Below are 21,395 nucleotides of genomic sequence, written 5' to 3' on the forward strand. Positions count from 1 at the left end.
TTGGATACCAGCGATGGCTGGTGCAATGCACCCCCCATTTTCTCTTTTTCTTCCAGAAGAAAAAGAGAAAACGGGCCGTGCACGGTCCAAAAGAGAAAAAGAAGTAACGCCCCTGCGGGGGGACGAAGGACGGGGGACGCGCAAGGCCTGCCTCCGTTTTTTACGCATGTCTTCTGCCCGCGGCGTGGTGCGGGCGGGGGTTTTGGAGGTCACCGAATGGACTCCCTCCTCTTTTCGCTGCCGCTCACCTGGCGGTAGGGGGTATGTGTCCGCCTTTTTCCGGGACTGCCTTCTCTCAATAAACCACCCTATAGGGGCCCCCGCCGGAGCCCAGCGAAGCGGGTCCGGTGGGGAGAGGAGGAAGGAATGGAGCAGAGCGGAGTCCTCGCCGTCAGGCGGGGACGCAGCGGGCGGAATTTCTTCCGACGATGTGGGGCCTGACCCCCTGGTCAGGCCATTCCCCCAGGAATTGCCCTTCTCCCGGTAGGCCATTCCTCCAAGGTCTGCCCGGCTCAATCCTGGGCAAACAGGGCATTGTAGTCCACATGGAGGACCTCGGCTAATTTGTCGATTTCAAAAACGGAGACGGCCCGGTGCCCGGTCTCAATATGTCCAACAATGGTCGCCGATAAATCACAGCCGTTCACCTGTAGACGGGCCGCCAATTCCTTTTGCGTCAGGCCCAACTGCTTTCGGTAATGCTGGACCTTCGCGCCAATGTTTCGGCGCATGGGCGTGCTGCGTTTCATAAAAAACTCCATATATATAGGATATATCTTGATGATATGCAAATCATCTGCTATAATGCCTACATATATGTAGAAAACCGGTGTTTTGGAGGCGACTCAGAATGAAGCACAAGTCTCCTGCGTGCCAACTGAAAGACCGGGAAGCATGCCCTCTGGGCATCGCTATTGCCCGAGCCATCCAAGTTGCCCGGGACGAAAAGGACGCGGTGCGCCGCGTTTGTATTCTTCTGGGCGTTTGGGATATTAACATAGACCCCAGCGAACTGGGGTCTTTTTCTCAGGCTTCCGCTTTCCGCTCCGGCGATACCCCTTCCCCATAGGGCAGCAAGAACACCGGCACCCCCTCCGACGCCGGGGCGATGGCGTACATGGGCCAGAAACAGGCCAGGCCCTCCGCCGTTAAGTAGAAGTTCTGGGGGTTGAACCGCCGCCGGAGCTGGCGCCGCCAGTCCTCCCGCCAGCGGCCCGCCCCGGCCCGCTCCCGCCGCCGGATCTCCTCCTCCGCATGGCGGAGAATCCGCTTTTTCCAGGCCGCCCCGGCGGGGAAGAAGTCCTTCAGCGGCACCGGGTATCCCGCCGCCAGATCCCAGGTGTCCCCCCGCCGGGTCACCAGGGCCGGGCCGGGGCCCAAGGTTTCCCGGGTCTGGGTGCAGACGCTCCAAAGGCCCCCCTCGTGATAGGTCACCCGGTAGGAAAGCTCCGCCCGGAAGGCGGGCAGGGGGCGGCTGGCCTCCAGGGCCGCGCGGTACTCCGCCGCCGCCTGGGGCAGGAGGCATTTCTCGCAGTAGCGCAGAAAGGCGCGGCATTGCAGCCGGTAAAAGCGCTTGATTCGCCGGGCCGTCCGGTCCTTCCCCTCCGGCTCCGGCACCTGGGCCAGGGCCGACAGCACCGGCACCCCCTCCACCGTCCACTCCCGCTCCGCCGCGAAGGGCTCCGTTTTCAGGGCCAGACGCTCTCCCACAGCCACCGCTCCTCTCCCCGTATTTCTCCAGCCTATGCGCCGGAGGGGGAGGCGGTGACAAGGGCGGGCGTTTTTCCCGAAAATTTCCTCCAAAGCCCCCTTTACTTTCACGCTCTGAAAGGTTAAAATAGGAGTGCTGAAAACAAAGACAGGAGGTCTCAGTGTGAAGATCGGCAAGAAAGAAAAAAGCGGCCAGCTCTATAGGGCCATTTTGCAGCTCCGGGACGAGGAGGAGTGCTATCAGTTTTTTCAGGACCTTTGCACCGTGGCGGAGCTCAGGAGCATGGAGCAGCGCTTCGAGGTGGCCTCCCTGCTGGACGACGGCATGATCTATAACGAGATTTTAGAGCGCACCGGCGCGTCCAGCGCCACCATCAGCCGGGTGAACCGCTCGCTGAACTACGGCACCGGGGCCTATGCCCAGCTCTTCGCCCGGATGAAGGACAAACCGTCATGAGCGCCTATGACGCCCTGGCCGCCAGCTACGACGGCCTCATGGCCGACGGGTCCTACCGCCGCCGGGCGGCGTTTCTTGCGCGGCGGCTCCGCAAAAGCCCCATCCCCGTGGAGACGGTGCTGGACCTTGGGTGCGGCACGGGGACCATCGCGTGCCTTCTGGCGAAGAAGGGCTATCAGGTCCTCGCCGCCGACGGGTCCGAGGAGATGCTGACCCAGGCGGCGGCCAAGGCGGCGGGCCTGGAGCGCCCGCCCCTGTTCCTCCACCAGGCCATGCCCAGGCTCCGCCTGGCCCAGCCGGCGGACGCGGTGGTCTCCACTTTGGATTCCCTGAACTACCTGACGGCGGAGCGGGATTTGAAGGAGACTTTCCGCCATGTCCGCCGCTGGCTCAAGCCGGGGGGCCTGTTCCTCTTCGACGTGAACACCCCCTACAAGCTCCGGCGGATGGACGGGCAGCTCTACATGGACGAGACGGAGGAGAGCTTCTGCGTCTGGCGGACCTTCTTTTCCGAGAAAAAGCAGATCTGCACCTATCAGGTGGACCTGTTCCGCCTCCGCCCCGGCGGGGCCTGGGACCGCTCCTTCGAGGAGCACCGGGAGCGGGCCTGGAGCGAGGCGTTTTTGCGGGAGGCCCTGAGCGAGGCGGGCTTTTCCTCCGTCCATCTGACGGGGGACCTGACGGACAAGCCCCCGCGGCTCAACGAGGACCGCTGGCAATTTCAATGCTGCTGAAGCAAGGAGTTTGAACCATGAGCGACCAATTGATCCGGGCCATCTCCCAGGACGGCCTGATTAAAGTCTCCGCCGTGTCCACACGGGACCTGACGGAGCGGGCCCGGCAGATTCACAAGACCCTGCCGGTGGCCACGGCGGCCCTGGGCCGCCTTCTGGCGGGGGCCTCCATGATGGGCAGCGCCCTAAAAGAGGAGGCCGCCAGCCTCACCCTGCAAATCAAGGGCGGCGGCCCCCTGGGGACGCTGCTGGCGGTGTCGGACCACGAGGGCAATGTCCGGGGCACGGTGGAAAACCCCGCCGTGGACATCCCCCTGCGGGAGGACGGGAAGCTGGACGTGGGAACCGCCGTAGGAAACCAAGGGACTTTGACGGTAATTCGGGACCTGCGGATGAAGGAGCCCTATGTGGGCAGCGTGGGCCTTCTCTGGGGGGAGATTGCCGAGGACATCGCCCTCTACTTCGTGGAGTCCGAGCAGATTCCCACGGCCTGCGGCCTGGGGGTGCTGGTGGACCGGGACCAGAGCGTCCTGTCCGCCGGAGGGTATCTGGTCCAGCTCCTCCCCGGCGCGGGCGAGGAGACGGCGGAGCGGCTGGAGGCCTCCCTCCGCGCCGCCGGGCCGGTGACGGAGCTTTTGAAGGCCGACCCGGACCCGGAGGCCCTGCTCCGCGCGGCCCTGCCGGGCCTTGCGCTGGAGGTGCTGGAGAAGCGGCCCATCGCGTACCGCTGCGATTGCAGCCGGGAGCGGATGGAGCGGGCCCTCATCAGCCTGGGCCGGGAGGAGCTGCGGGCCATGATCGACGAGCAGGGGAGCGCGGAGCTGACCTGCCGCTTCTGCGACAACGTGCAGCGCTTCTCCCGGGAAGAGCTGGAGGCTTTGCTGGCGTCCTGCTGACCCGCTGAGAGAAGCTTGACAATCGCAAAGGATTTGGTATAATAAATTTATAAGGGCGCTGCCGGCAGACGGCCCGTCCCTAAAGTTTAGTCAAGGAATGACCGCGCTCTTGGACGGAGGGGCGGTCATTTCCTTTTGCAAAACTGGAGTACCAGACTTACAACGCTGATGATCACCAGGGAGTAAGCGAAAAGCTCACTGTATGTAACCATAGCAATCCCCCCTTTCCGGGGGACAAGGCCCCCATTGCTGGGGGACGGACCGCCTACCGTTACTGGCAGCGCCATCTGTAAAATAGCACATTTTGGAGGAAAGAGCAAGAAGCCCGCCCGGTTTTCCAAAAAATCGCCAAACCCCATTGACAAGCCCAAATTCTGCTGATATACTAGGGAAGCCGCTTTGAATGGGCCTGAATAAGTGCGCGCAGACGCCGCCCCCGACAGCGAGCCCGTAAATGAAGGAGTTGAAACAAGCATGAACGCAATCATCGTGACCGGCGGAAAGCAGTACAAGGTGGCCGAGGGCGACGTGGTCTACATCGAAAAGCTGCCCCAGGAGGCCGGCGACGCCGTGAAGTTCGACCAGGTCCTGGCCGTCATCGACGGGGACAAGGCCACCTTCGGCGCTCCCACCGTGGCCGGCGCTTCTGTAGAAGCCACGGTCGTGAAAAACGGCAAGGGCAAGAAAATCCGCATCTTCAAGTACAATCCCAAGAAGGGCTACCGCAAGCGTCAGGGCCATCGCCAGCCCTATACCAAGGTCGAGATCGGCAAGATCTCCGTCTGAGCATGACCAGCGTCACCTTCCACACGGAAGCGGGCCGGATTACCGGCTTTGAGGCCAAGGGCCACAGCGGCTGGGCCGAGGCGGGGGAAGACCTCCTCTGCGCGTCCATCACCGCCGCCGTCACCCTGGTGGAGGCCACCGTCAACGACGTTTTGGGCCTTGCCGCCGCGGTGCGGATTGACGGGGACAAGGCGCTGGTTTCCCTGCGCCTTCCCGGAGCTTTGGGCCCCACGGCGGAGAGCACCTGCCAGACCCTTCTGACGGGGCTGATGGTCTATTTCACCATGCTCCACGACGAGTACCCGGACAACATTGAGGTTTTGGAAGCGGACTGAGGTCCCCTTCCCCATCTAAAATCTTTCAGAAAGGATGGTCCCTGACATGATTCGCATTGGTTTACAGTTCTTTGCCCACAAGAAGGGCGGCGGCTCCACCAAGAACGGCCGCGACTCCAAGGCCAAGCGCCTGGGCCCCAAGCGGGCGGACGGCCAGTTCGTCCTGGCGGGCAACATTCTCGTCCGCCAGCGCGGCACCCACATTCACCCCGGCGTGAACGTGGGCCGCGGCAGCGACGATACCCTGTTTGCCACCGCCAGCGGCACGGTCCGCTTCGAGCGGCTGGGCAAGGATCGCAAGCAGGTCTCTGTCTACGAGGCTGAGTGAGCGTTGAAAGGGCCTGGACATCCTGTCCGGGTCCTTTTTTCTCCCCTTGGCAGGGGAGGGGGCTTTTGCTCGCCCTGACGGGCGGGGAGGATTTCAGCCATGATGATGGCTGGTTCATTGCACCCCCCATTTTCTCTTTTTCTTCCAGAAGAAAAAGAGAAAACGGGCCGTGCACGGTCCAAAAGAGAAAAAGAAGTATCGCCCCTGCGGGGGGACGTGGGACGGGGGACGCGCAAGGGGTGCTTCCTCCGGGTACGCATGTCTTCAGCCCGCGGCGTAGTGCGGGCGAGGGTTTGCTCCTCGATGAATGGACAAGCTGCTCTTTCCGCTGGCGCTACCTGGTCCGCTCAAAGCCGTCCTAAACTGATTCCGATAGATAGAGCGCTGCAAAATGATGCTTTATCCTCTATAAGCGCAACCTCCCTCTCGCGCGCCAACAGCGCGTCCAGCTGATTACTTTGCTCTGCCGTCAGAGTCGATCGAAACCTTACCCAGTCCTTCTCTATGTTTGATACCGCCCGACGGTATTCCGGCGTTTGGAGATAGCGGAAAACTTGATTTTCTTGGACGTAAGAGTAGAGCGTATGGAATAGCAGTTCCATAAAACCACTCGCTTTCTATTTGGGTTTTTCCGTTTGGGTTAATCCATATAGACATTATACTCGGGCCAAGTTGGCCTGTCAATAGGTGAGGGAAAAACTATGAGCGTTTTTTCTGAAAATTTACTCACACTAAGAAAAGGCCACAATTACAGTGCAGAAATTGTAGCTGTAAAGTGCAACATTTCCTACAGCTCTTATCGCCGCTATGAAACCGGGGAGCGCGAACCAAACTTAACCGTTCTCTGCGCCTTTGCCGATCTCTACGGCATCACCCTGGACCAGCTGGCGGGCCGTGAGCCGTTACCGCCAGGGTAGCGGCAGCGAAAAGAGGAGAAAGTCCATTCGATAACCTCCAAACCCCAGCCCGCACCACGCCGCGGGCTGGAGACATTCGTAAAAACCGGAGGCACGCCTTGCGCGTCCCCCGTCCTTCGTCCCCCCGCAGGGCCCATACTTCTTTTTCTCTTTTGGACCGTGCACGGCCCGTTTTCTCGTTTTCTTCTGGAAGAAAAAGAGAAAATGGGGGGTGCAATGCACCAGCCATCGCTGGTATCCAATCCGCCCCGCCCGAAGGGCCGGAAAAATCCCCCCCTTTTCAGGGGGAAAACGCAAGGAGGCCCCCATGGCATCAGGATTTATTGATAAAGCAAAAATCACGGTAAAAGCCGGCAATGGCGGCAACGGCGCCATCGCCTTCCATCGGGAGAAATATGTCGCCGCAGGCGGCCCCGACGGCGGCGACGGCGGGCGGGGCGGCTCCATCATCCTCCAGGTGGACGACCATATGTCCACCCTGATGGACTTCCGCTATAAGCGCAAATATTCCGCCGCTAACGGCGCCGACGGCCAGGGGGGCCGGAAGTCCGGCAGGGACGGCCAGTCCCTCACCATCCACGTCCCCCGGGGCACCCTGGTCCGGGAGGCCGAAACCGGCGAGATTATGGCCGACATGAGCGGCAGCGAGCCCTTCGTCCTCTGCCGGGGGGGCCGGGGCGGCTGGGGCAACAGCCACTTCGCCACCCCCACCCGCCAGGTCCCCCGCTTCGCCAAGGCGGGCCTTCCCGGAGAGAGCCACGATGTCATTCTGGAGCTCAAGCTTCTGGCGGACGTGGGCCTGGTGGGCTTCCCCAACGTGGGCAAGTCCACCCTCCTGTCGGTTGTCTCCAAGGCCCAGCCCAAGATCGCCAACTACCACTTCACCACCCTCTTCCCCAACCTGGGGGTGGTCTGGGTGGAGGATGGCGTCAGCTTCGTCCTGGCGGACATCCCCGGCATTATCGAGGGGGCCAGCGAGGGGGCGGGCCTGGGCCACGACTTCCTCCGCCACGTCGACCGCTGCCGCCTGCTGGTCCATGTGGTGGACGTGTCCGGCAGCGAGGGCCGGGACCCGGTGGCCGATTTCGACGCCATCAACGAGGAATTGAAGCGCTACAGCCCGAATCTCGCAAAGCGGCCCCAGATTGTGGCCGCCAACAAGACGGACATCCTGGAGGACCCGGCCCTGCTGGAGGCCCTTCGGGCCCATGTGGAGGCCTTGGGCTATCCCCTGGTGGAGATTTCCGCCGCCGCCCACAAGGGCACCCGGGAGCTGGTGCAGCTGGCGGCGGAGCGGCTGTCCGTGCTGCCGCCCATCGCCGTGTACGAGCCGGACTACGTGCCCCGGGCTCCCAAGGCGGACGCCTCCGCCCCCCTGGACATCCAGCATGAGGACGGCGTTTGGATGGTGGAGGGCCCCTGGCTCCAGCGTCTGATGGCCAACGTCAACTTCGCCGACTATGAGAGCCGCATGTGGTTCGACAAGGCCCTGCGGGACGCGGGGGTGTTCCGGCGGCTGGAGGAAATGGGCATTCAGGACGGAGACACCGTGTCCATGGACGGCTTTGAGTTCGAGTATCAGAAATGAAAAAGAGAGGGACCGTCCGGTCCCTCTCTTTCCGTTTGTTCTCACGCCCCGGCAAAGCCGAAGGCCACGCCCACCACGGCGGAAAGGCCGATGAAGACGACGGGGTGGAGGCCGGTCACCTTCTTGGGCGCAAAGTTGGTCAGCACAATCAAAAGCGCCGCCAGCAGCAGCCCCGGCACGTTGAGGAGGCTCCCGCCGCTGAGGGCCGGGGTCTTGACGATGCCCCCGCTTTGGGCTGCCAGCTGGACGGTGGTCAGCACCTCCAGCACCACCGCCGCGCAGGCCGCGCCGATGAGCCCCGTGGAGGCGGGGCGGAGGCCGTAGAAGGCCTGGTCCACGTACTTGTTATTGCGGAAGCTGTGGAGCACCGCCGCCACAATCAAAATGACGATGATGGAGGGCGTCACCTCCCCCAGGGTGGCGATGATGGCCCCGGGGATGCCCGCCGCCGTGAAGCCCACGTAGGTGGCCATGTTGATGCCGATGGGACCGGGGGTGGACTCCGACACCGCCAGCATGTTCATCAGATCCGTGTAGGTGTACCAGCCGGTGGACTCGCCGATGGCCTGGAGAAAGGGCAGGGTCGCCATGCCGCCGCCCACGGCGAAGAGGCCGGTCTTGAAAAACTCCCAGAAGAGCTGCAAACAGGTGGTAATCATGCCTTCTTCGCCTCCAGATTTTTCAATAAAATGCCCGTCAGGGCCGAGCCGACGACGAACCACACCGGGGAGAGCTTCAAAAATACGCCCCCCAGAAGGACCACGCCGAAGATCGCCGCCGTCCGCTTATCCACCACGGACTTTTTCAAGAGCTTCAGCACCGCGTTGAAAATCAGCACGCAGACGCAGACCTGAATCCCGGCGAAGGCGTTTTTCACCCAGCTGAGGTCCGCAAAGTTGGAAATCAGCCCCGCCAGAATGGAGATGATCACCACGGAGGGGAACACCAGCCCCAGGGTGGCCACGATGCCCCCGGAGATGCCGCCGCATTTTTGCCCGATGAAGGTGGCCGTGTTGACGGCGATGATGCCCGGGGTGCATTGGCCGATGGCGTAATAATCCGTCAGCTCCTCCTCGGTGGCCCAGCCCTTGCTGTCCACCACCTCCCGCTGGAGGATGGGCAGCATGGCCATGCCGCCGCCGAAGGTCATGACCCCCATTTTCGCGAAGGTCCAAAAGAGCTCCCAGAGCTGCTGGAATTTGTTCTTGCCGTTCATTGAAATGCCTCTTTCCTTATTGTTACTCCGTATAGCCCCACAGGCCCCGGACGGAGACCTCGCCGGAGCGGACCGTCCGCTCCTTCCCGTCCGCCCCCCGGACCACCAGGCCGAATTCCTCGTCGATGTCCACCGCCTGGGCGGTCTCCGGCTCCCCGCCGCCGAAGGGAAGAAGCCGGACGGTTTTCCCCAGGTTCACGCAGCGGCTCCGGTAGGCCGCAAGATAGGCCGACAGGTCCCCGGCCAGCAGCGCGGCGTAAGCCCGGTCCAGCTCCTCCAGCAGCGCCGCCGTCAATTGGGGCCGGGACACAGACCGCCCCAGGGCCTGGCGCAGGGAGGTGGCGACCTCCCGCACCTCCGGCGAGAAGTCCTCCTCCCCCTGGGCCACGTTGACGCCGATGCCCAGCACCAGGGACTGGACCCGCCCCGTCTCCGCCTCCAGGGACAGCTCCGTCAAAATGCCGCAGAGCTTCTTCCCGCAGAGCACCGGGTCGTTGGGCCATTTCAGCCCCGGCCGCGCGCCGCAGACCCGCTCCACGGCGGCGCACACCGACACGCCCGCCAGGGCCGTCACCGGCGGCAGCCGGTCCGGCGGCAGGGGCGGCCGGAGAAGCACGGAGAGGTAGATCCCCTGGCCCCTGGGGGACTGGAAGGAGCGGTCCATCCGGCCCCGGCCCGCCGTCTGGCTCTCGGCGGTGACCGCCGCGCCGTCCGGCCCGTCCGTCCAGGACTTCAGATAGTTGTTGGTGGAGTCCAGCTCCTCGAAGCACCGCAGCTCCCGGCCCACGAGGCGGGTGGGGCCCAAAAAACTCCGAATCTCCGCTTCCGTCAGCACGTCCGGCGCGGCGGTGAGGCGGTAACCCAGGCCGGTCCGGGCCTCGATTTCGTAGCCCTCTCCCCGCAGGGCGTCCACCGCCTTCCACACGGCGGCGCGGCTGAGCTTCAAGCGGCGGCTCAGCTCCTGGCCGGAGAGGAAGCCCTCCTCCCCCCGCAGAAGCGACAAAACGGCTTCCCGGCTGCTCATAGCATCCCTCCTTGTCAAACGGATTTAGTGTAGCACATTTTTTCGGGCCTGTAAATACTGCAAACAGGATTGACAAAGAGGTGGACCTATGTTATGATAACAATGCCGGAAGGCTACATTGTTTGCTGTCCCTGATTTATGAGCAGCGGATTTTGTAGTCTTCTTTTTTGCGCTTTAAGGGGGTGCGCACGGCCGATTGATCCAGAATGCTGAGGGAGAAAAAGACGGGGCCGGGCGTCCGGCGGTTCCGCGGCCTGCCCCGGCCCAAGGGGCGCAGAAAATGAGGTGGAAAGAAAGATGAACAAAAACGAAGTGAAGCAGAAGACCGCAGAGTACGCCAGCCCCTACGATTTCCACGGGCGCATTCCCCTGCGCCAGGCCATCCCCCTGGGGATGCAGCACGTACTGGCCATGTTCGTGGGCAACCTGACGCCGCTGATGATCATCTGCGGCATCTGCGGCATTACCAGCGAGGAGCCCGCGCTGTACGTCACCCTGCTCCAAAACGCCATGCTGGCGGCGGGCCTCATCACCTTGATTCAGCTCTGGTCCATCGGCCCCGTGGGCGGGCAGGTGCCTATCATCATGGGCACCAGCTCCGGCTTTTTGGGAGTCATGAAGGGCGTGGCCGCCAACCCCGCCATGGGCGGCGGCATCCTGGCCTACAGCGCCATCATCGGCGCGGCCATGGTGGGCGGCGTCTGCGAGGCGGCCCTGGGCTTTTTCATTAAGCCCCTGCGGAAGTTCTTCCCGCCGGTGGTCACCGGCAGCGTGGTGCTGGCCATCGGCCTGAGCCTCATCAGCGTGGGCGTGAACTCCTTCGCCGGAGGCAGCGGGGCCAAGGACTTCGGCTCCCTGCCAAACCTCCTGCTGGGCCTGCTGGTGCTGGCGGTTATCGTGGTACTGAAGCACTTTACAAAGGGTATTACATCCACCTCCTGTATCCTCTGCGGAATCATCGTGGGCTACATTGTGGCCTCCGTCATGGGCATTCTGCTGCCCCATGAGCTGGTGGACGCGGAGGGGAACGCCTTCACCGCCTCCTGGTATGTGAACTGGTCCCGGATCGCCGAGGCGAAATGGTTCTCCGTGCCGCAGATTCTCCCGGTGAAGCCCACCTTCAACCTCCACGCCATCCTCTCCATCCTGATCATGTTCCTGGTCACCGCCGTGGAGACCATCGGGGACATCTCCGGCTGCATCGAGGGCGGCATGGGCCGGGAGGCCACCGCCAAGGAGCTCTCCGGCGGCGTGGTGTGCGACGGCGTGGGCTCCGTCATCTCCTCCCTGTTCTCCTCCCTGCCCACCACGTCCTTCTCCCAGAACGTGGGCCTAGTGACCATGACCAAGGTGGTCAACCGCATGGCCCTGACCTGCGGCGCGGTGTTCCTGGTGCTGGCGGGGCTGAGCCCCAAGCTGGCGGCGGTGATTTCCATTATGCCCCAGAGCGTTCTGGGCGGCGCGGCGGTGATGATGTTCGCCTCCATCGCCGTGTCCGGCATCAAGCTTTTGACCAAGTACGGCGTTACCAACCGGGTGGTGACCATCGTGTCCATCGCCATGGGCCTGGGCTATGGCCTGGGCGCCACCGCCGGGGCCCTGGCGGGCCTGCCCCAGCCGGTGCAGCTGATCTTCGGCGGCTCCGGCATCGTGCCGGCGGCGGTGCTGGCCATCATCCTCAACATCGCCATCCCCAAGGACCAGGAGGACCTGGACAACGAGGCCCGGGCCAACGGGGAGAAGGGGGAGGCGTAAGAGCCCCCTGGTCCTGCCTCCGCGCCATAAAACCAAGCGCCCGGAATCTCTTGATTCCGGGCGCTTGTTCGCGTTTTGGGACGGCCCTTACAGGGACTTGTCCAATACCTCCTGGTAAGCGGCGGGAGGGAAGGCCCCCACCTTCCGGTCAAACTCCCGGCCCTCCTTCAAAAAGACCACCGTGGGGATGCTCATCACGCCGAAGCGCCGGGCCAGCTCCGGCTCCTCGTCCACGTTGACCTTGGCCACCAGGGCCTTGCCCTCGTACTGGGCCGCCAAGTTTTCCATGACGGGGCCCAGCATCTGGCAGGGCCCGCACCAGGGGGCCCAGAAGTCCACCATGGCCAGAGGGGCCTTGCCCGCTGCCGCGTCAAATTCCGCCGTTGTCAAGTGCTGCAATGTCATTTCGTTCGTCTCCTTTTTTTTGATTGGTTATTTCACCGCCGAGGCAAAAGCCGCCGCTTTTTGCCCGGCAGTCAGGCCCTCGCCCACGGCCTTGGATACCTGTAGGGGCCCGCCGGTGCAGTCCCCGGCGGCAAACACGCCGGGGAGGTTCGTCCGCATCTCCCGGTCCACCGCCACAAAGCCGCCCCCCGTCTCCAGGCCCGGGAACAGGTCCCCCGGGGCCATGGCGGGCCGCAGGAGGAAGACGGCCTCCACCGCCTCCGTGACGCCGCCGCAGGTTACGGCCTCCACCTTCTCCGCGCCCCGGATCGCGCAGTCCCGGGGTTTATCCAGGTAGAGAACCTGGCAGCCGATGCCCTCCAGGAAGGCGGCTTCCTTCTCCGCCGAGGGGGTCCAGCCCAGGACGGCCACCCGCTTTCCCCGGTAAAGCATCCCGTCGCAGGTGGCGCAGTAGCTGACGCCCCGGCCCAGAAGCTCCGCCTCTCCGGGGAGCTTCTTTCCCCGGACGACGCCCGCCGCCAGGACCACGGCTTTTCCCTGAACCATCGTGTTGCCCACGCTCACATACCAGCTCTCCCCGGACCGCAGGGCGCTGAGGGCCCGGCCCTCCAGAAACTCCGCCCCGGAGGACTCCGCGTGGCGCTGGAAGGCCGTCAGCAGCTCCGCTCCGCTGAGGCGGGGAAGGCCCAGGTAGTTGTCCACTTCCTTCGCCTTCCAGAGGGGATTTTCCTCCAGGGGATTGGAGACTACCAGCGCGGTTTTCCCCCGGGCCCGGACGTTCTGGGCCGCCGACAGCCCCGCCGGGCCCCCGCCGATGACGAGCACGTCATACGCCATAGCGCCGCCTCCTTTTCAAATCGTCTTTACTCTTTATCCTATCACACTTTCGGGAAATTTTGCAGATGTTTTTGCAACAAAATTTTCCGCCCCGCCGGCGGACAAAAAATATCCCGGTCCTCGGTTGCTTTTGGGCCGGAAGTTTGTTACACTAGGGGGGAACCGGCCCGCCGGACGGGGGTCCGGAGGCCGGTTCCCTATATTCAAAAAAGCGGCGGCGCCGGACGTAGGGGCGGACGCTGCGCGGAGTTGGAGGCGCTCGGGCCGCTCAAGCCATCCTATGCGCCGCCCCGCGCGCCCGTCACCGGGCCCGGACCGCGTGTCCCGGTCCTTCCGCCGCCGCGCCGAGAGAAAAGAGGGGCTTTTCATGATCAAAATCGCGCCGTCCATCCTCTCCGCCGATTTTGCGAATCTGGAGCGGGATATCCAACGCATCGCCGCCGCCGACTACGTCCATGTGGACGTGATGGACGGGGTGTTTGTCCCCAACATCACCATCGGCGTCCCGGTGGTGAAGTCCATCCGGCCCACCACGGAGCTGCCCCTGGACGTACACCTGATGATCACCCAGCCCGTCCGGTACGTGGAGCAGTTCTGCGACGCCGGGGCGGACCTGGTGACGGTCCATGTGGAGGCGGACACGGAGGAGAACATCCACGCCGCCATCGGCAAAATTCACGCCAAGGGGAAAAAGGCGGGGATTGTGCTCAAGCCTAAGACTCCGGCGGAGGCGGCTCTGCCGTACCTTACGAAGGTGGAGCTGATTCTGGTCATGACGGTGGAGCCGGGCTTTGGCGGGCAGAAGTTCATGGCGGATATGATGCCGAAGGTGACGGCCCTGCGGAAGCTCATCGACGAGAAGAACCCGGATTGTGAGCTGGAGGTGGACGGCGGCGTGGCCCCGGACACCTGCCGGACCTGCATTGACGCCGGGGCCAACGTGCTGGTGGCGGGAAGCGCGGTTTATAAAGCGGCGGACATCCCCGCCCGGATTGCGGAGCTGCGGGGGGCCTAAAGCCGCCCAAGGCCCACCCCCATGGAGAGGCCGCAGGAGAAAATGGCCTGGTCCTCCAGACAGGCGGCGTTCCGCTCCCGGTTCAGGAGGGCTTTCAGGCGCTGCTCCTGTTCCGCCGTCAGCGTGGAGCGGAAGGAGGCCCAGTCCTCCTCCAGGTCACAGGTGGCCCGGCGGTATTCCCAGGTTTCCAGGTAGGACGGGACGTGCTGCTCCTGGGCGTATTCGTAGAGAGCGTGGAGGAATCCTTCCATGAAATCGGCTCCTTTCATAAAGAGAAAACCTTAGTCAGTTCCGTTTTTTGAAAGGGAACAGGGCGTCTTTGTTCTAGACCTTTCGGTCTACGACCATTATAACATTAGACCGAAAGGTCTGTCAAGGCTTTTGAGGTATCACGATGGAACAATTAGCTAAAAATTTATTGGCCTTGCGCGGAGTTAAGAAATTGTCCCGCGAAAAGGTATCCAGGGTTCTTGAGCTTTCCGCCAAAACCTATGAACGTTATGAAAAAGATGAACGGGAACCCACAGCTCCTACGCTGGTAAAGTTGGCCGATCTCTATGGAGTAACCTTGGACCAATTGGTGGGCCTTGCTCCGCTGCCCTTGGAGGAGGAACACCGGTAAAAGAGTGGTTGCGGAAGCGGGCGGACACATAGGTCCGCCCCTACAGGGTGGTCTATCGGTAGGAAGGCAATCCCGGAAGGAATGGTCTGCCGGGAGAAGGGCAATTCCTGGGGGAATGGCCTGACCAGGGGGTCAGGCCCCACAAAGAGGGTTTTCTGGTCTACCGGAATGGTCCCATTATGGAAATGGTCTACCGGGAGAAGGGTGGGCCCGGAAAGAATGGGCCATGGGTAGCATGGAGGTTCCGGGAAAGCGGGCCGCCGAGCACCCGAAAGGGGTACGCCGCCGCCGTAAGCGGCAAAGCCGCTAACGGCGGGCGCAGGGCGGCGGCCCCTACGGGTTCGTTTATCGGAGCATCAGCGGCAGCGGAAAGAGGAGCTGGTCCATTCGACAACCACCAAAACCCCCGCTAAGGCTACGCCGCGGGCTGGAGACATTCGTAAAAAACGGAGGCACGCCTTGCGCGCCCCCCGTCCCTCGTCCCCCCGCAGGGGCGATACTTCTTTTTCTCTTTTGGACCGTGCACGGCCCGTTTTCTCTTTTTCTTCTGGCAAGAAAAAGAGAAAATGGGGGGTGCAATGCACCAGCCATCATCATGGCTGAAATCCTCCCCGCCCGAAGGGCGAGTACAATCCCCCCCTGTGGGGGCCCGTAAAAAGAGACAGCCCATTCCGAGCTGTCTCTTTTTTCTGCCGAAAGGCGAAATCTCACTTCACGCACTTGACCACCAGGCGGGTCAGGCCGAAGAGGCCGATGGCATTGGGAATAACCATCAGGTTATTGAACATATCCGACAGCTCCCACACCAGGTCGTTGGACGCCAGGGTGCCCAGGAAGATAAACACCAGGGCAATCAGCGTATAAGCCACGATGGACTTCTTTCCAAACAGGTAGGTCATGTTAATCTTGCCGAAGAGGTTCCACCCCAGGATGGTGGAGAAGGCGAAGAAGAACAGGCACACCGCCACAAACATGGCCCCCAGGTTCTCCCCGAACACCACGCCGAAGGCCGTCTGAGCCAGATTGGCCTTGCCGATGACCTCGGTGACGGAGCCGGTATACCCGCCCGCCAGGGGACCGCCCTCGGTGTAGAGGGTGGAGATGATCACCAGGGCGTTGAGGGTCAGCACCACGAAGGTGTCAATGAACACGCCGATCATGGCCACCACGCCTTGATCGTGGGGGCAGGACACGTTGGCCAGCGCATGGGCGTGGGGGGTGGAGCCCATACCGGCCTCGTTGGAAAAGAGACCCCGCTTGGCGCCCTGGCTCAGGGCGATTTTCAGCGCCGCACCGAAGCCGCCGCCCAGGATGGCCTGGGGCTGGAAGGCGTACCGGAAGATCATAGCCACGGTGGCGGGGAGGTACTTGGCCCGGACCACCAGCACCACCAGCCCGCCCAGGACGAAGAGGGCCGCCATGATGGGGACGACCTTCTCCGTGACGGAGGCCAGGCGCTGCACGCCGCCCAGGAAAATCACGCCGCAGATCACCACCAGAATGACCCCGATGATCCAGGAGGGCACGCCGAAAGCGGTCTGGAAGGTGGAGCCGATGGAGTTGGACTGGACCATGCAGCCGAAGAAGCCCAGGGCCAGGATGATGGCGATGGAGAAGAAGCCCGCAAGGAACTTGCCGAAGGCCCCCTTAAAAGCCGTGGTGATGTAGTACACGGGACCGCCCTGGATGCTGCCGTCCTTGTCCTTCACCCGAGTCTCCTGGGCCAGGACGGCCTCGGAATAGATGGTGGCCATGCCGAAGAAGGCGATGATCCACATCCAGAAGATGGCCCCGGGGCCGCCGGTGAGAATCGCGCCGGAAGCGCCCACGATGTTGCCGGTGCCCACCTGGGCGGCAATGGCGGTGGCCAGGGCCTGGAAGGAGCTCATGCCCCCCTCATGCCGCCCGCCGGAGAGGGAGAGGCTGCCGAACACCTTCCCCATGCCCTCGCCGAAGCAGCGGATTTGGACAAAACGGGTCTTGATGGAGAACCACAGGCCCACGGCGATGAGAAGCCCCACCAGGATGTAGTCGGACAGATAGGCGTTGATGGCCTGCACAATGGGCAGAAGCGTTGCTTGCACTTGCTGTAACATAGATTGTTTCCCTCCTAAAAATAAAAGGAACGGCCCGCGCCGCTCCGAACAAGAGGACGGAAACAGGGGAATCCCCCCCGTGCCGTTCCACTCCGTCCTTTTACCTGAGAGATTCGGCGGACGCTCCCACGCGCCGCCTTGCACCTTCGGTACCCGTTTCCGGGCTTCTCCAGAGCCGCATCCGTCCCCGGTCCCTCGGCCCGAGGGCCTGTTTCCGGGGATTTCCTTTGCCGGTATCCAATTTGGTATTACCTTAACACGCCCCGCCCCCGTTGTCAATCGTGCATTTTCACAAAATGTCCGCAATATAGAGACGGATATTTTCTGTAGGCGGACAAAAGACCGGGAACGCCGCGCGCCCCCGGTCCCATCCGCTCACAGCTCCCGCACGGAAACCACTCCGGCGGTGGCCAGAATCTCCTGCTTCAAATGCTCCACGTCCAGCCCCTTGTGGAGCCGCAGGGTGAAGATGGCACAGGCGTTGTGCTCCTCGTTGGACTTGGAGTGGATGATGCCCATGTTGAGGATTTTCAGCCCGTGCTCCCGGAACTCCTGGAGCAGCGTGTCCATGGTCTTGTTGTCGCTGTACTCCACGTAGAGATTGACCTCCGGGGCGTTTTGCAGCATCCGGTACTCCACCCGGGAGAAGAAAAGCTCCGCAATCAGAATCAGGAAGGTGGCGAAGAGGCCCCCCTCGTAGAAGCCGCCGCCCAGGGCCAGGCCGATGATGGCCGCCGCCCAGAGGCCCGCCGCCGTGGTCAGGCCCTTCACCCGCTGGCGGCGGGTGACGATGATGGTGCCCGCGCCGATGAAGCCGATGCCCGCCACCACCTGGGCACCCAGGCGGGCCATGTCGGTGTACTGGCCCAGGACCAGGTAGAGGTACTGGCTGGTCAGGGTGGTCATGGCCGCGCCAAGGCAGATTAAAATATGGGTGCGGAAGCCCGCCGGGCGGCGCTTGTACTCCCGCTCGATGCCGATGATGCCGCCGCAGACAACCGCCAGGGTCATCCGCAGGGCCACGGACCAGATGGTCACGTCCCGCAGGCCGTCAAATAACGTCAACATCCCGTTCTCCTCCTATCCGCTTAGATGTCGTGGACGACATACACGTCCTCCAGCTCCGAGATGGCGGCCAGGATTTTGGCGTGGGTGCCCGGCCGGTTCATCCGCAGGGAGAAGATGGCGTTGGGGTGCTGGGAGGGCGTCTGCTTTCCGTGGTCCACCTCCACCTCGTAGATGGTCACATCCTTGGCCTTGATGCGGTTGATGATTTCCGCCACGTTGTCCAGGGACTGGAACTCCACGTAGATATTCATGTTTTTCGCGTTTTCCACAATGTAAAGCTCCACCGCCGGAAGCAGGTGAACCACCAGGAAGATCAAAAGGAACGCCAGCCCCACGCACTCGTAGAACCCCGCGCCTACCGCCAGGCCCATGCAGGCCGAGGCCCACAGGCCCGCCGCCGTGGTCAGGCCCTTCACCTTCTGCTGGCCCGTCACCAAAATGGTGCCCGCGCCCAAAAAGCCGATGCCGTTGATGACCTGGGCGCCAAAGCGGCTCACGTCGGTGCGGATGCCGATTTCCGCGGCCTTTTCCGCCCAGACGTGGTGGAGCATATAGGACTCATACTGGCTCAGCAGCATGGTCAGCGCCGCCGCCATGCACACCAGCATATAGGTGCGAAAGCCCGCCGGGCGGTGCTTCCTGGCCCGCTCCAGGCCGATCATGCCGCCGCAGAACATGGCCAGGGTCAGCCGCAGCAGCACGGAGACGGTGTTGACCTCCCGCAGGTAATCCAATTGGTGCAGCACTGGACTCGCTCCTCTCCAAATAAATGCCCCTTCGGGCGCAAAGAAAAGGGAAGGAGCGGCGGAAACCGCTTCTTCCATCACCTGTTCAAAAAGACCGGAAACGTTTGCGATGCGCCAGCCGCCCCGGTCGCTGAGTTGTTAATTATTATAGACAGCCCGGGAAGCATTGTCAACGTTTTCCGCCTTAAAGAGCGTCTTTTCGGCGGGATTGACAAATAGAAACCCGGGTTTTAGGCGTTTTGCCGGATAGAAAAGGCGGGCATTCCGCCCGCCGGTACGCAAACGTTGTCCTTTTGGATTATCGAATGACGGCGAAGTACAGCCAGAGGCCGAAGGGAATGATTATTTGCAGGGCCAGAATCAGCGGCACACCGAACCGGAACGCCTTGTGGAGGGTCTTGTGGTGAAAGACCTTCATCCCCAAAAGGGCCCCCGCGCTGCCCCCGGCGGCGGCCAGGAGGAGGAGGTTTTTCTCGGGAATCCGGCGGACGGTTTCCTTTTTCTCCTTCCGCTTGGCCTTCCACTTGTCCAGGCCGAAGGCCAGGAAGGTGATAAGATTGATCAGCACCAGCCAGCAGGCCAGGAGCCCCCAGGGGGAGCCGACAACGGCCCAGAGGAAGTCGTTATGCTCCTCCGGCAGATACAGAAATTTTTCCCGCGACCCGGCGGAGAGAAGGGCGGTCTTCATATGTACACCTCATTTCGGAGCGGGAAAAATGGACCGGCTGCTTTCCCAGCCGGTCCATTTTAACACAGGTTTCAGTTCTTGGCAAGAGCTGCCAGCTCCACCGCCGTCTTGGCGGCGAGCTTAGCGTTGTTATACACCAGCTGGATGTTGCTGTCCAGGGAGCTGCCGCCGGTGAGCTCCTTGATCTTCGCCAGCAGGAAGGGAGTGGTTTCCTTGCCGTGGATGCCCTTGACCTTCGCCTCGTCCACCGCGTCGGAGATGGCTTTTCCGATGACGTCCGCGTCCATGGAGTACTCCTCCGGGATGGGGTTCGCCACCAGCATGCCGCCCACCAGGCCCATGTCCTGCTTCACATAGAAGGACTTCGCCAGATCGGCGGGGGTGTCGATGCGGTAGTCCACGCCGAAGCCGGACTTCCGGGTGTAGAAGGCGGGGAGCTCCTCGGTGCCGTAGCCGATGACGGGCACGCCGTGGGTCTCCAGGTACTCCAGGGTCAGCCCCAGGTCCAGGATGGACTTGGCCCCGGCGCAGACCACCATGACGGGGGTCCGGGCCAGCTCCTCCAGGTCGGCGGAGATGTCCATGGTGGTCTCGGCTCCCCGGTGCACGCCGCCGATGCCGCCGGTGGCGAAGACCTGGATGCCCGCCATGTGGGCGATGATCATGGTGGTGGTGACGGTGGTGGCGCCGTCCCGTCCCTGGGCCACCAGGATGGGGAGATCCCGGCGGCTGGCCTTGGCCACGCCCGCGCCGGTCTTGCCGAGATAGTCAATCTCCTCGGGGGAGAGGCCCGCCTTCAGGCGGCCGCCCAGGACGGCGATGGTGGCGGGGACGGCCCCGTTCTCCCGGATGATGGCCTCCACCTTCAAAGCGGTTTCCACGTTCTGGGGATAGGGCATGCCGTGGGAGATGATGGTGGACTCCAGGGCCACCACCGGCTTCCCGGCTTCCAGGGCTTCCTTGACTTCGGGGGCGACGTCCAGATACTTGTTCATGTTCATGATGCTGACCTCCAAAAATATATGAATTTGAGATGGATCAAGCGTTGATCAGGCGGCTTTCCAGGGCCTCCTCACTCATGGCGGGGTTGATGGTCTCCCTGCTCTCCATGGCGATGGAGGAGGCAGCCAGGCCCGCCCGGGCGGTGTCCGCCAAATCCGTGCCCCGGAGATAGGCCCAGGCGATGGCGGCCATGAAGGCGTCCCCGCAGCCGGTGGCGTTCACCAGCTCCGCCGGGAGACATGGCAGCTGCACCCGGCCGCTGCGGTCCGCGGCGAACACGCCCTCCGCCCCCAGGGAGATGAACACCCGGCGCAGGCCGGTTTCCAAAAGGGCGTCGGCGGCTTTGTTCAGGCTGGCCTCGCCGGTGATGGGCACGCCGGAGAGAAGCTCCGCCTCCAGGCGGTTGGGCTTCAGGGTGTGGAGCTTGCCCAGGACAGGCTTTAATTTCACGGCCTTGGCGGTGGACACCGGGTCGGCGAAGAGGGGGGCGGCGCAGTTCTCCGCCAGCCAGGCGATGCTCTCCTCGGGGATGTTGGTGTCGATGACCACCACCTGGCTGGCGTCCAGGAGCTTGTGCCGCTGGGCCAGGGCCTGGGGGGTCAGGTGCCGGTAAATCTCCATGTCGCTGACGGCCAGGGCCATGTCCCCCCGCTCGTCGTTGATGAAGAGGTAGGTGGAGGTCCGCCCGCCGGGAATGACGGGGGACTGGGAGATGTCGATGCCAAGCTCCCCGCAGCTGGCGGCCAGCTTCTGGGCGTTGAGGTCGTCCCCGAAGGCGGTCAGCAGCCGCACGTCCAGGCCCAGCAGGGCCATGTTGTGGGCGATGTTCCGCCCCACGCCCCCCAGGGAGGAGTGGACCGCGCCGGGGTTGGAGTCCCGCGCAACCAAAGCCGCCTCCGGGCGGCCGCCGATGTCCACGTTCACGCCCCCCACGACGGTGACATAGGGGGCGGTCTGGACGATGTAGCCCTTGCCGGTGATGTAGCCTTTTTTCATCAGGTTGGAGATATGCACGGCGACGGAGGAGCGGGTGATCCCCGCCTTGTCCGCCAGCTCCTTTTGGGAAATGAGGGGGTTTTCCTCAATCCAGTTCAAAAGCTGCCGCTCCCGCTTGGTCATGGTCCACCTCCGTATAAGCAATTCTTTAGTTTCTTAATCTATTGCTTATTT

Annotated in this window: 26 protein-coding genes and 1 riboswitch; of the genes, 11 read left to right on the plus strand and 15 right to left on the minus strand. The window is 62.9% G+C overall.

Going from position 1 to position 21,395, the window contains the following annotated elements; all coding sequences use genetic code 11:
• Nucleotides 1-512 precede the first annotated feature (512 nt).
• Nucleotides 513-749, minus strand: coding sequence for a helix-turn-helix domain-containing protein (locus Q1M04_RS00090; RefSeq protein WP_297996773.1), 237 nt, complete (start codon nt 747-749; stop codon nt 513-515).
• A 277-nt stretch (nt 750-1,026) separates the two neighbouring features.
• Nucleotides 1,027-1,710 carry an RsiV family protein gene (locus Q1M04_RS00095; RefSeq protein WP_297996771.1) on the minus strand — a complete coding sequence of 228 codons (684 nt, stop codon included), beginning with the start codon at nt 1,708-1,710 and terminating at the stop codon, nt 1,027-1,029.
• Nucleotides 1,711-1,879: 169 nt separating this feature from the next.
• Between Q1M04_RS00095 and Q1M04_RS00100 the strand changes: the two genes are divergently transcribed.
• The 6 genes from Q1M04_RS00100 (at nt 1,880) to rpmA (ending at nt 5,246) form a co-directional block, all read left to right on the plus strand.
• A complete protein-coding gene (locus tag Q1M04_RS00100) occupies nt 1,880-2,167 on the plus strand; it encodes a YerC/YecD family TrpR-related protein (protein ID WP_293281596.1) in 288 nt (95 codons plus the stop codon).
• Complete coding sequence (locus Q1M04_RS00105; protein WP_297996768.1) at nt 2,164-2,901, plus strand: class I SAM-dependent methyltransferase; 738 nt, start codon at nt 2,164-2,166, stop codon at nt 2,899-2,901. The genes Q1M04_RS00100 and Q1M04_RS00105 overlap by 4 nt, the downstream gene beginning before the upstream one ends.
• Nucleotides 2,902-2,918: 17 nt before the next feature.
• The gene (hslO, locus tag Q1M04_RS00110) at nt 2,919-3,797 is read left to right on the plus strand and encodes an Hsp33 family molecular chaperone HslO (RefSeq protein WP_297996767.1); all 879 of its coding nucleotides are present in this window, start codon (nt 2,919-2,921) and stop codon (nt 3,795-3,797) included.
• Nucleotides 3,798-4,271: 474 nt separating this feature from the next.
• A complete protein-coding gene (gene rplU, locus Q1M04_RS00115; RefSeq protein WP_295755622.1) occupies nt 4,272-4,583 on the plus strand; it encodes a 50S ribosomal protein L21 in 312 nt (103 codons plus the stop codon).
• A 2-nt stretch (nt 4,584-4,585) separates the two neighbouring features.
• Entirely contained in the window at nt 4,586-4,918 is a 333-nt protein-coding gene (locus Q1M04_RS00120) for a ribosomal-processing cysteine protease Prp (RefSeq protein WP_297996765.1), read from the plus strand.
• A gap of 46 nt (nt 4,919-4,964) precedes the next feature.
• Nucleotides 4,965-5,246, plus strand: a complete 282-nt coding sequence (rpmA, locus tag Q1M04_RS00125; protein WP_204791606.1) for a 50S ribosomal protein L27 — start codon at nt 4,965-4,967, stop codon at nt 5,244-5,246.
• Between the two features lie 347 nt (nt 5,247-5,593).
• Here the strand turns inward: rpmA and Q1M04_RS16085 are convergent, their stop codons facing one another.
• On the minus strand, nt 5,594-5,848 hold the full coding sequence (locus tag Q1M04_RS16085; RefSeq protein ID WP_366131362.1) for a DUF6809 family protein: 255 nt from the start codon (nt 5,846-5,848) through the stop codon (nt 5,594-5,596).
• A gap of 99 nt (nt 5,849-5,947) precedes the next feature.
• On the opposite strand from Q1M04_RS16085, the gene Q1M04_RS00130 reads away from it, so the two are divergent.
• Both Q1M04_RS00130 and obgE read left to right on the plus strand, forming a co-directional pair.
• Nucleotides 5,948-6,163 (plus strand): helix-turn-helix domain-containing protein, encoded by a 216-nt coding sequence (locus Q1M04_RS00130; RefSeq protein WP_297996763.1) that lies wholly within the window; start codon nt 5,948-5,950, stop codon nt 6,161-6,163.
• Between the two features lie 307 nt (nt 6,164-6,470).
• The gene (obgE, locus tag Q1M04_RS00135) at nt 6,471-7,751 is read left to right on the plus strand and encodes a GTPase ObgE (protein ID WP_297996761.1); all 1,281 of its coding nucleotides are present in this window, start codon (nt 6,471-6,473) and stop codon (nt 7,749-7,751) included.
• Between the two features lie 41 nt (nt 7,752-7,792).
• On the opposite strand, the gene Q1M04_RS00140 is transcribed toward obgE, so the two are convergent.
• The 3 genes from Q1M04_RS00140 to Q1M04_RS00150 are packed head-to-tail and all read right to left on the minus strand — an operon-like array spanning nt 7,793 to nt 9,991.
• On the minus strand, nt 7,793-8,410 hold the full coding sequence (locus Q1M04_RS00140) for a chromate transporter (protein WP_297996759.1): 618 nt from the start codon (nt 8,408-8,410) through the stop codon (nt 7,793-7,795).
• Nucleotides 8,407-8,967 (minus strand): chromate transporter, encoded by a 561-nt coding sequence (locus Q1M04_RS00145; protein WP_204790914.1) that lies wholly within the window; start codon nt 8,965-8,967, stop codon nt 8,407-8,409. The genes Q1M04_RS00140 and Q1M04_RS00145 overlap by 4 nt, the downstream gene beginning before the upstream one ends.
• A gap of 22 nt (nt 8,968-8,989) precedes the next feature.
• A complete protein-coding gene (locus Q1M04_RS00150) occupies nt 8,990-9,991 on the minus strand; it encodes a biotin--[acetyl-CoA-carboxylase] ligase (protein ID WP_297996757.1) in 1,002 nt (333 codons plus the stop codon).
• Between the two features lie 297 nt (nt 9,992-10,288).
• Here Q1M04_RS00150 and Q1M04_RS00155 point away from each other — a divergent pair, with 297 nt between their 5' ends.
• Complete coding sequence (locus Q1M04_RS00155; protein WP_297996755.1) at nt 10,289-11,746, plus strand: uracil-xanthine permease family protein; 1,458 nt, start codon at nt 10,289-10,291, stop codon at nt 11,744-11,746.
• A gap of 87 nt (nt 11,747-11,833) precedes the next feature.
• Here Q1M04_RS00155 and trxA read toward each other — a convergent pair whose 3' ends face one another.
• Nucleotides 11,834-12,151: a thioredoxin gene (gene trxA / locus Q1M04_RS00160; RefSeq protein WP_293280987.1), complete on the minus strand. Its 318-nt coding sequence runs from the start codon at nt 12,149-12,151 to the stop codon at nt 11,834-11,836.
• 27 nt (nt 12,152-12,178) lie between these two features.
• Nucleotides 12,179-12,988 carry an NAD(P)/FAD-dependent oxidoreductase gene (locus tag Q1M04_RS00165; RefSeq protein ID WP_297996753.1) on the minus strand — a complete coding sequence of 270 codons (810 nt, stop codon included), beginning with the start codon at nt 12,986-12,988 and terminating at the stop codon, nt 12,179-12,181.
• A gap of 367 nt (nt 12,989-13,355) precedes the next feature.
• Here Q1M04_RS00165 and rpe point away from each other — a divergent pair, with 367 nt between their 5' ends.
• Nucleotides 13,356-14,003 carry a ribulose-phosphate 3-epimerase gene (gene rpe / locus Q1M04_RS00170; RefSeq protein ID WP_297996750.1) on the plus strand — a complete coding sequence of 216 codons (648 nt, stop codon included), beginning with the start codon at nt 13,356-13,358 and terminating at the stop codon, nt 14,001-14,003.
• On the opposite strand, the gene Q1M04_RS00175 is transcribed toward rpe, so the two are convergent.
• Nucleotides 14,000-14,254, minus strand: coding sequence for a DUF6809 family protein (locus Q1M04_RS00175; protein WP_297996748.1), 255 nt, complete (start codon nt 14,252-14,254; stop codon nt 14,000-14,002). The genes rpe and Q1M04_RS00175 overlap by 4 nt on opposite strands.
• A gap of 143 nt (nt 14,255-14,397) precedes the next feature.
• Between Q1M04_RS00175 and Q1M04_RS00180 the strand changes: the two genes are divergently transcribed.
• Nucleotides 14,398-14,625, plus strand: coding sequence for a helix-turn-helix domain-containing protein (locus Q1M04_RS00180; protein WP_297996746.1), 228 nt, complete (start codon nt 14,398-14,400; stop codon nt 14,623-14,625).
• Between the two features lie 707 nt (nt 14,626-15,332).
• Here Q1M04_RS00180 and Q1M04_RS00185 read toward each other — a convergent pair.
• The 6 genes from Q1M04_RS00185 to Q1M04_RS00210 form a co-directional block, all read right to left on the minus strand.
• Nucleotides 15,333-16,721, minus strand: coding sequence for a sodium:alanine symporter family protein (locus tag Q1M04_RS00185; protein ID WP_297996744.1), 1,389 nt, complete (start codon nt 16,719-16,721; stop codon nt 15,333-15,335).
• A gap of 82 nt (nt 16,722-16,803) precedes the next feature.
• A riboswitch (glycine riboswitch) is annotated at nt 16,804-16,904 on the minus strand.
• A 192-nt stretch (nt 16,905-17,096) separates the two neighbouring features.
• Nucleotides 17,097-17,789 (minus strand): MgtC/SapB family protein, encoded by a 693-nt coding sequence (locus Q1M04_RS00190; protein WP_297996742.1) that lies wholly within the window; start codon nt 17,787-17,789, stop codon nt 17,097-17,099.
• A 20-nt stretch (nt 17,790-17,809) separates the two neighbouring features.
• On the minus strand, nt 17,810-18,535 hold the full coding sequence (locus Q1M04_RS00195) for an MgtC/SapB family protein (protein WP_297996740.1): 726 nt from the start codon (nt 18,533-18,535) through the stop codon (nt 17,810-17,812).
• Nucleotides 18,536-18,833: 298 nt separating this feature from the next.
• The gene (locus tag Q1M04_RS00200; protein ID WP_297996738.1) at nt 18,834-19,223 is read right to left on the minus strand and encodes a DUF1294 domain-containing protein; all 390 of its coding nucleotides are present in this window, start codon (nt 19,221-19,223) and stop codon (nt 18,834-18,836) included.
• Between the two features lie 71 nt (nt 19,224-19,294).
• Entirely contained in the window at nt 19,295-20,224 is a 930-nt protein-coding gene (locus tag Q1M04_RS00205; protein WP_297996736.1) for a pseudouridine-5'-phosphate glycosidase, read from the minus strand.
• A 37-nt stretch (nt 20,225-20,261) separates the two neighbouring features.
• Nucleotides 20,262-21,344: a PfkB family carbohydrate kinase gene (locus Q1M04_RS00210; protein WP_293280785.1), complete on the minus strand. Its 1,083-nt coding sequence runs from the start codon at nt 21,342-21,344 to the stop codon at nt 20,262-20,264.
• Nucleotides 21,345-21,395 lie beyond the last annotated feature (51 nt).

Origin of the sequence: uncultured Oscillibacter sp., from assembly GCF_950073225.1 — a bacterium.
GTDB lineage: Bacteria > Bacillota > Clostridia > Oscillospirales > Oscillospiraceae > Oscillibacter.

Coding starts and splice junctions, on each gene's coding strand:
- Q1M04_RS00090 (WP_297996773.1), bottom strand. CDS start 749: ATGAAACGCAGCACGCCCATGCGCCGAAACATTGGCGCGAAGGTCCAG.
- Q1M04_RS00105 (WP_297996768.1), top strand. CDS start 2,164: ATGAGCGCCTATGACGCCCTGGCCGCCAGCTACGACGGCCTCATGGCC.
- hslO (WP_297996767.1), top strand. CDS start 2,919: ATGAGCGACCAATTGATCCGGGCCATCTCCCAGGACGGCCTGATTAAA.
- rplU (WP_295755622.1), top strand. CDS start 4,272: ATGAACGCAATCATCGTGACCGGCGGAAAGCAGTACAAGGTGGCCGAG.
- Q1M04_RS00120 (WP_297996765.1), top strand. CDS start 4,586: ATGACCAGCGTCACCTTCCACACGGAAGCGGGCCGGATTACCGGCTTT.
- rpmA (WP_204791606.1), top strand. CDS start 4,965: ATGATTCGCATTGGTTTACAGTTCTTTGCCCACAAGAAGGGCGGCGGC.
- Q1M04_RS16085 (WP_366131362.1), bottom strand. CDS start 5,848: ATGGAACTGCTATTCCATACGCTCTACTCTTACGTCCAAGAAAATCAA.
- Q1M04_RS00130 (WP_297996763.1), top strand. CDS start 5,948: ATGAGCGTTTTTTCTGAAAATTTACTCACACTAAGAAAAGGCCACAAT.
- obgE (WP_297996761.1), top strand. CDS start 6,471: ATGGCATCAGGATTTATTGATAAAGCAAAAATCACGGTAAAAGCCGGC.
- Q1M04_RS00140 (WP_297996759.1), bottom strand. CDS start 8,410: ATGATTACCACCTGTTTGCAGCTCTTCTGGGAGTTTTTCAAGACCGGC.
- Q1M04_RS00145 (WP_204790914.1), bottom strand. CDS start 8,967: ATGAACGGCAAGAACAAATTCCAGCAGCTCTGGGAGCTCTTTTGGACC.
- Q1M04_RS00150 (WP_297996757.1), bottom strand. CDS start 9,991: ATGAGCAGCCGGGAAGCCGTTTTGTCGCTTCTGCGGGGGGAGGAGGGC.
- Q1M04_RS00155 (WP_297996755.1), top strand. CDS start 10,289: ATGAACAAAAACGAAGTGAAGCAGAAGACCGCAGAGTACGCCAGCCCC.
- trxA (WP_293280987.1), bottom strand. CDS start 12,151: ATGACATTGCAGCACTTGACAACGGCGGAATTTGACGCGGCAGCGGGC.
- Q1M04_RS00165 (WP_297996753.1), bottom strand. CDS start 12,988: ATGGCGTATGACGTGCTCGTCATCGGCGGGGGCCCGGCGGGGCTGTCG.
- rpe (WP_297996750.1), top strand. CDS start 13,356: ATGATCAAAATCGCGCCGTCCATCCTCTCCGCCGATTTTGCGAATCTG.
- Q1M04_RS00175 (WP_297996748.1), bottom strand. CDS start 14,254: ATGGAAGGATTCCTCCACGCTCTCTACGAATACGCCCAGGAGCAGCAC.
- Q1M04_RS00180 (WP_297996746.1), top strand. CDS start 14,398: ATGGAACAATTAGCTAAAAATTTATTGGCCTTGCGCGGAGTTAAGAAA.
- Q1M04_RS00185 (WP_297996744.1), bottom strand. CDS start 16,721: ATGTTACAGCAAGTGCAAGCAACGCTTCTGCCCATTGTGCAGGCCATC.
- Q1M04_RS00190 (WP_297996742.1), bottom strand. CDS start 17,789: ATGTTGACGTTATTTGACGGCCTGCGGGACGTGACCATCTGGTCCGTG.
- Q1M04_RS00200 (WP_297996738.1), bottom strand. CDS start 19,223: ATGAAGACCGCCCTTCTCTCCGCCGGGTCGCGGGAAAAATTTCTGTAT.
- Q1M04_RS00205 (WP_297996736.1), bottom strand. CDS start 20,224: ATGAACATGAACAAGTATCTGGACGTCGCCCCCGAAGTCAAGGAAGCC.
- Q1M04_RS00210 (WP_293280785.1), bottom strand. CDS start 21,344: ATGACCAAGCGGGAGCGGCAGCTTTTGAACTGGATTGAGGAAAACCCC.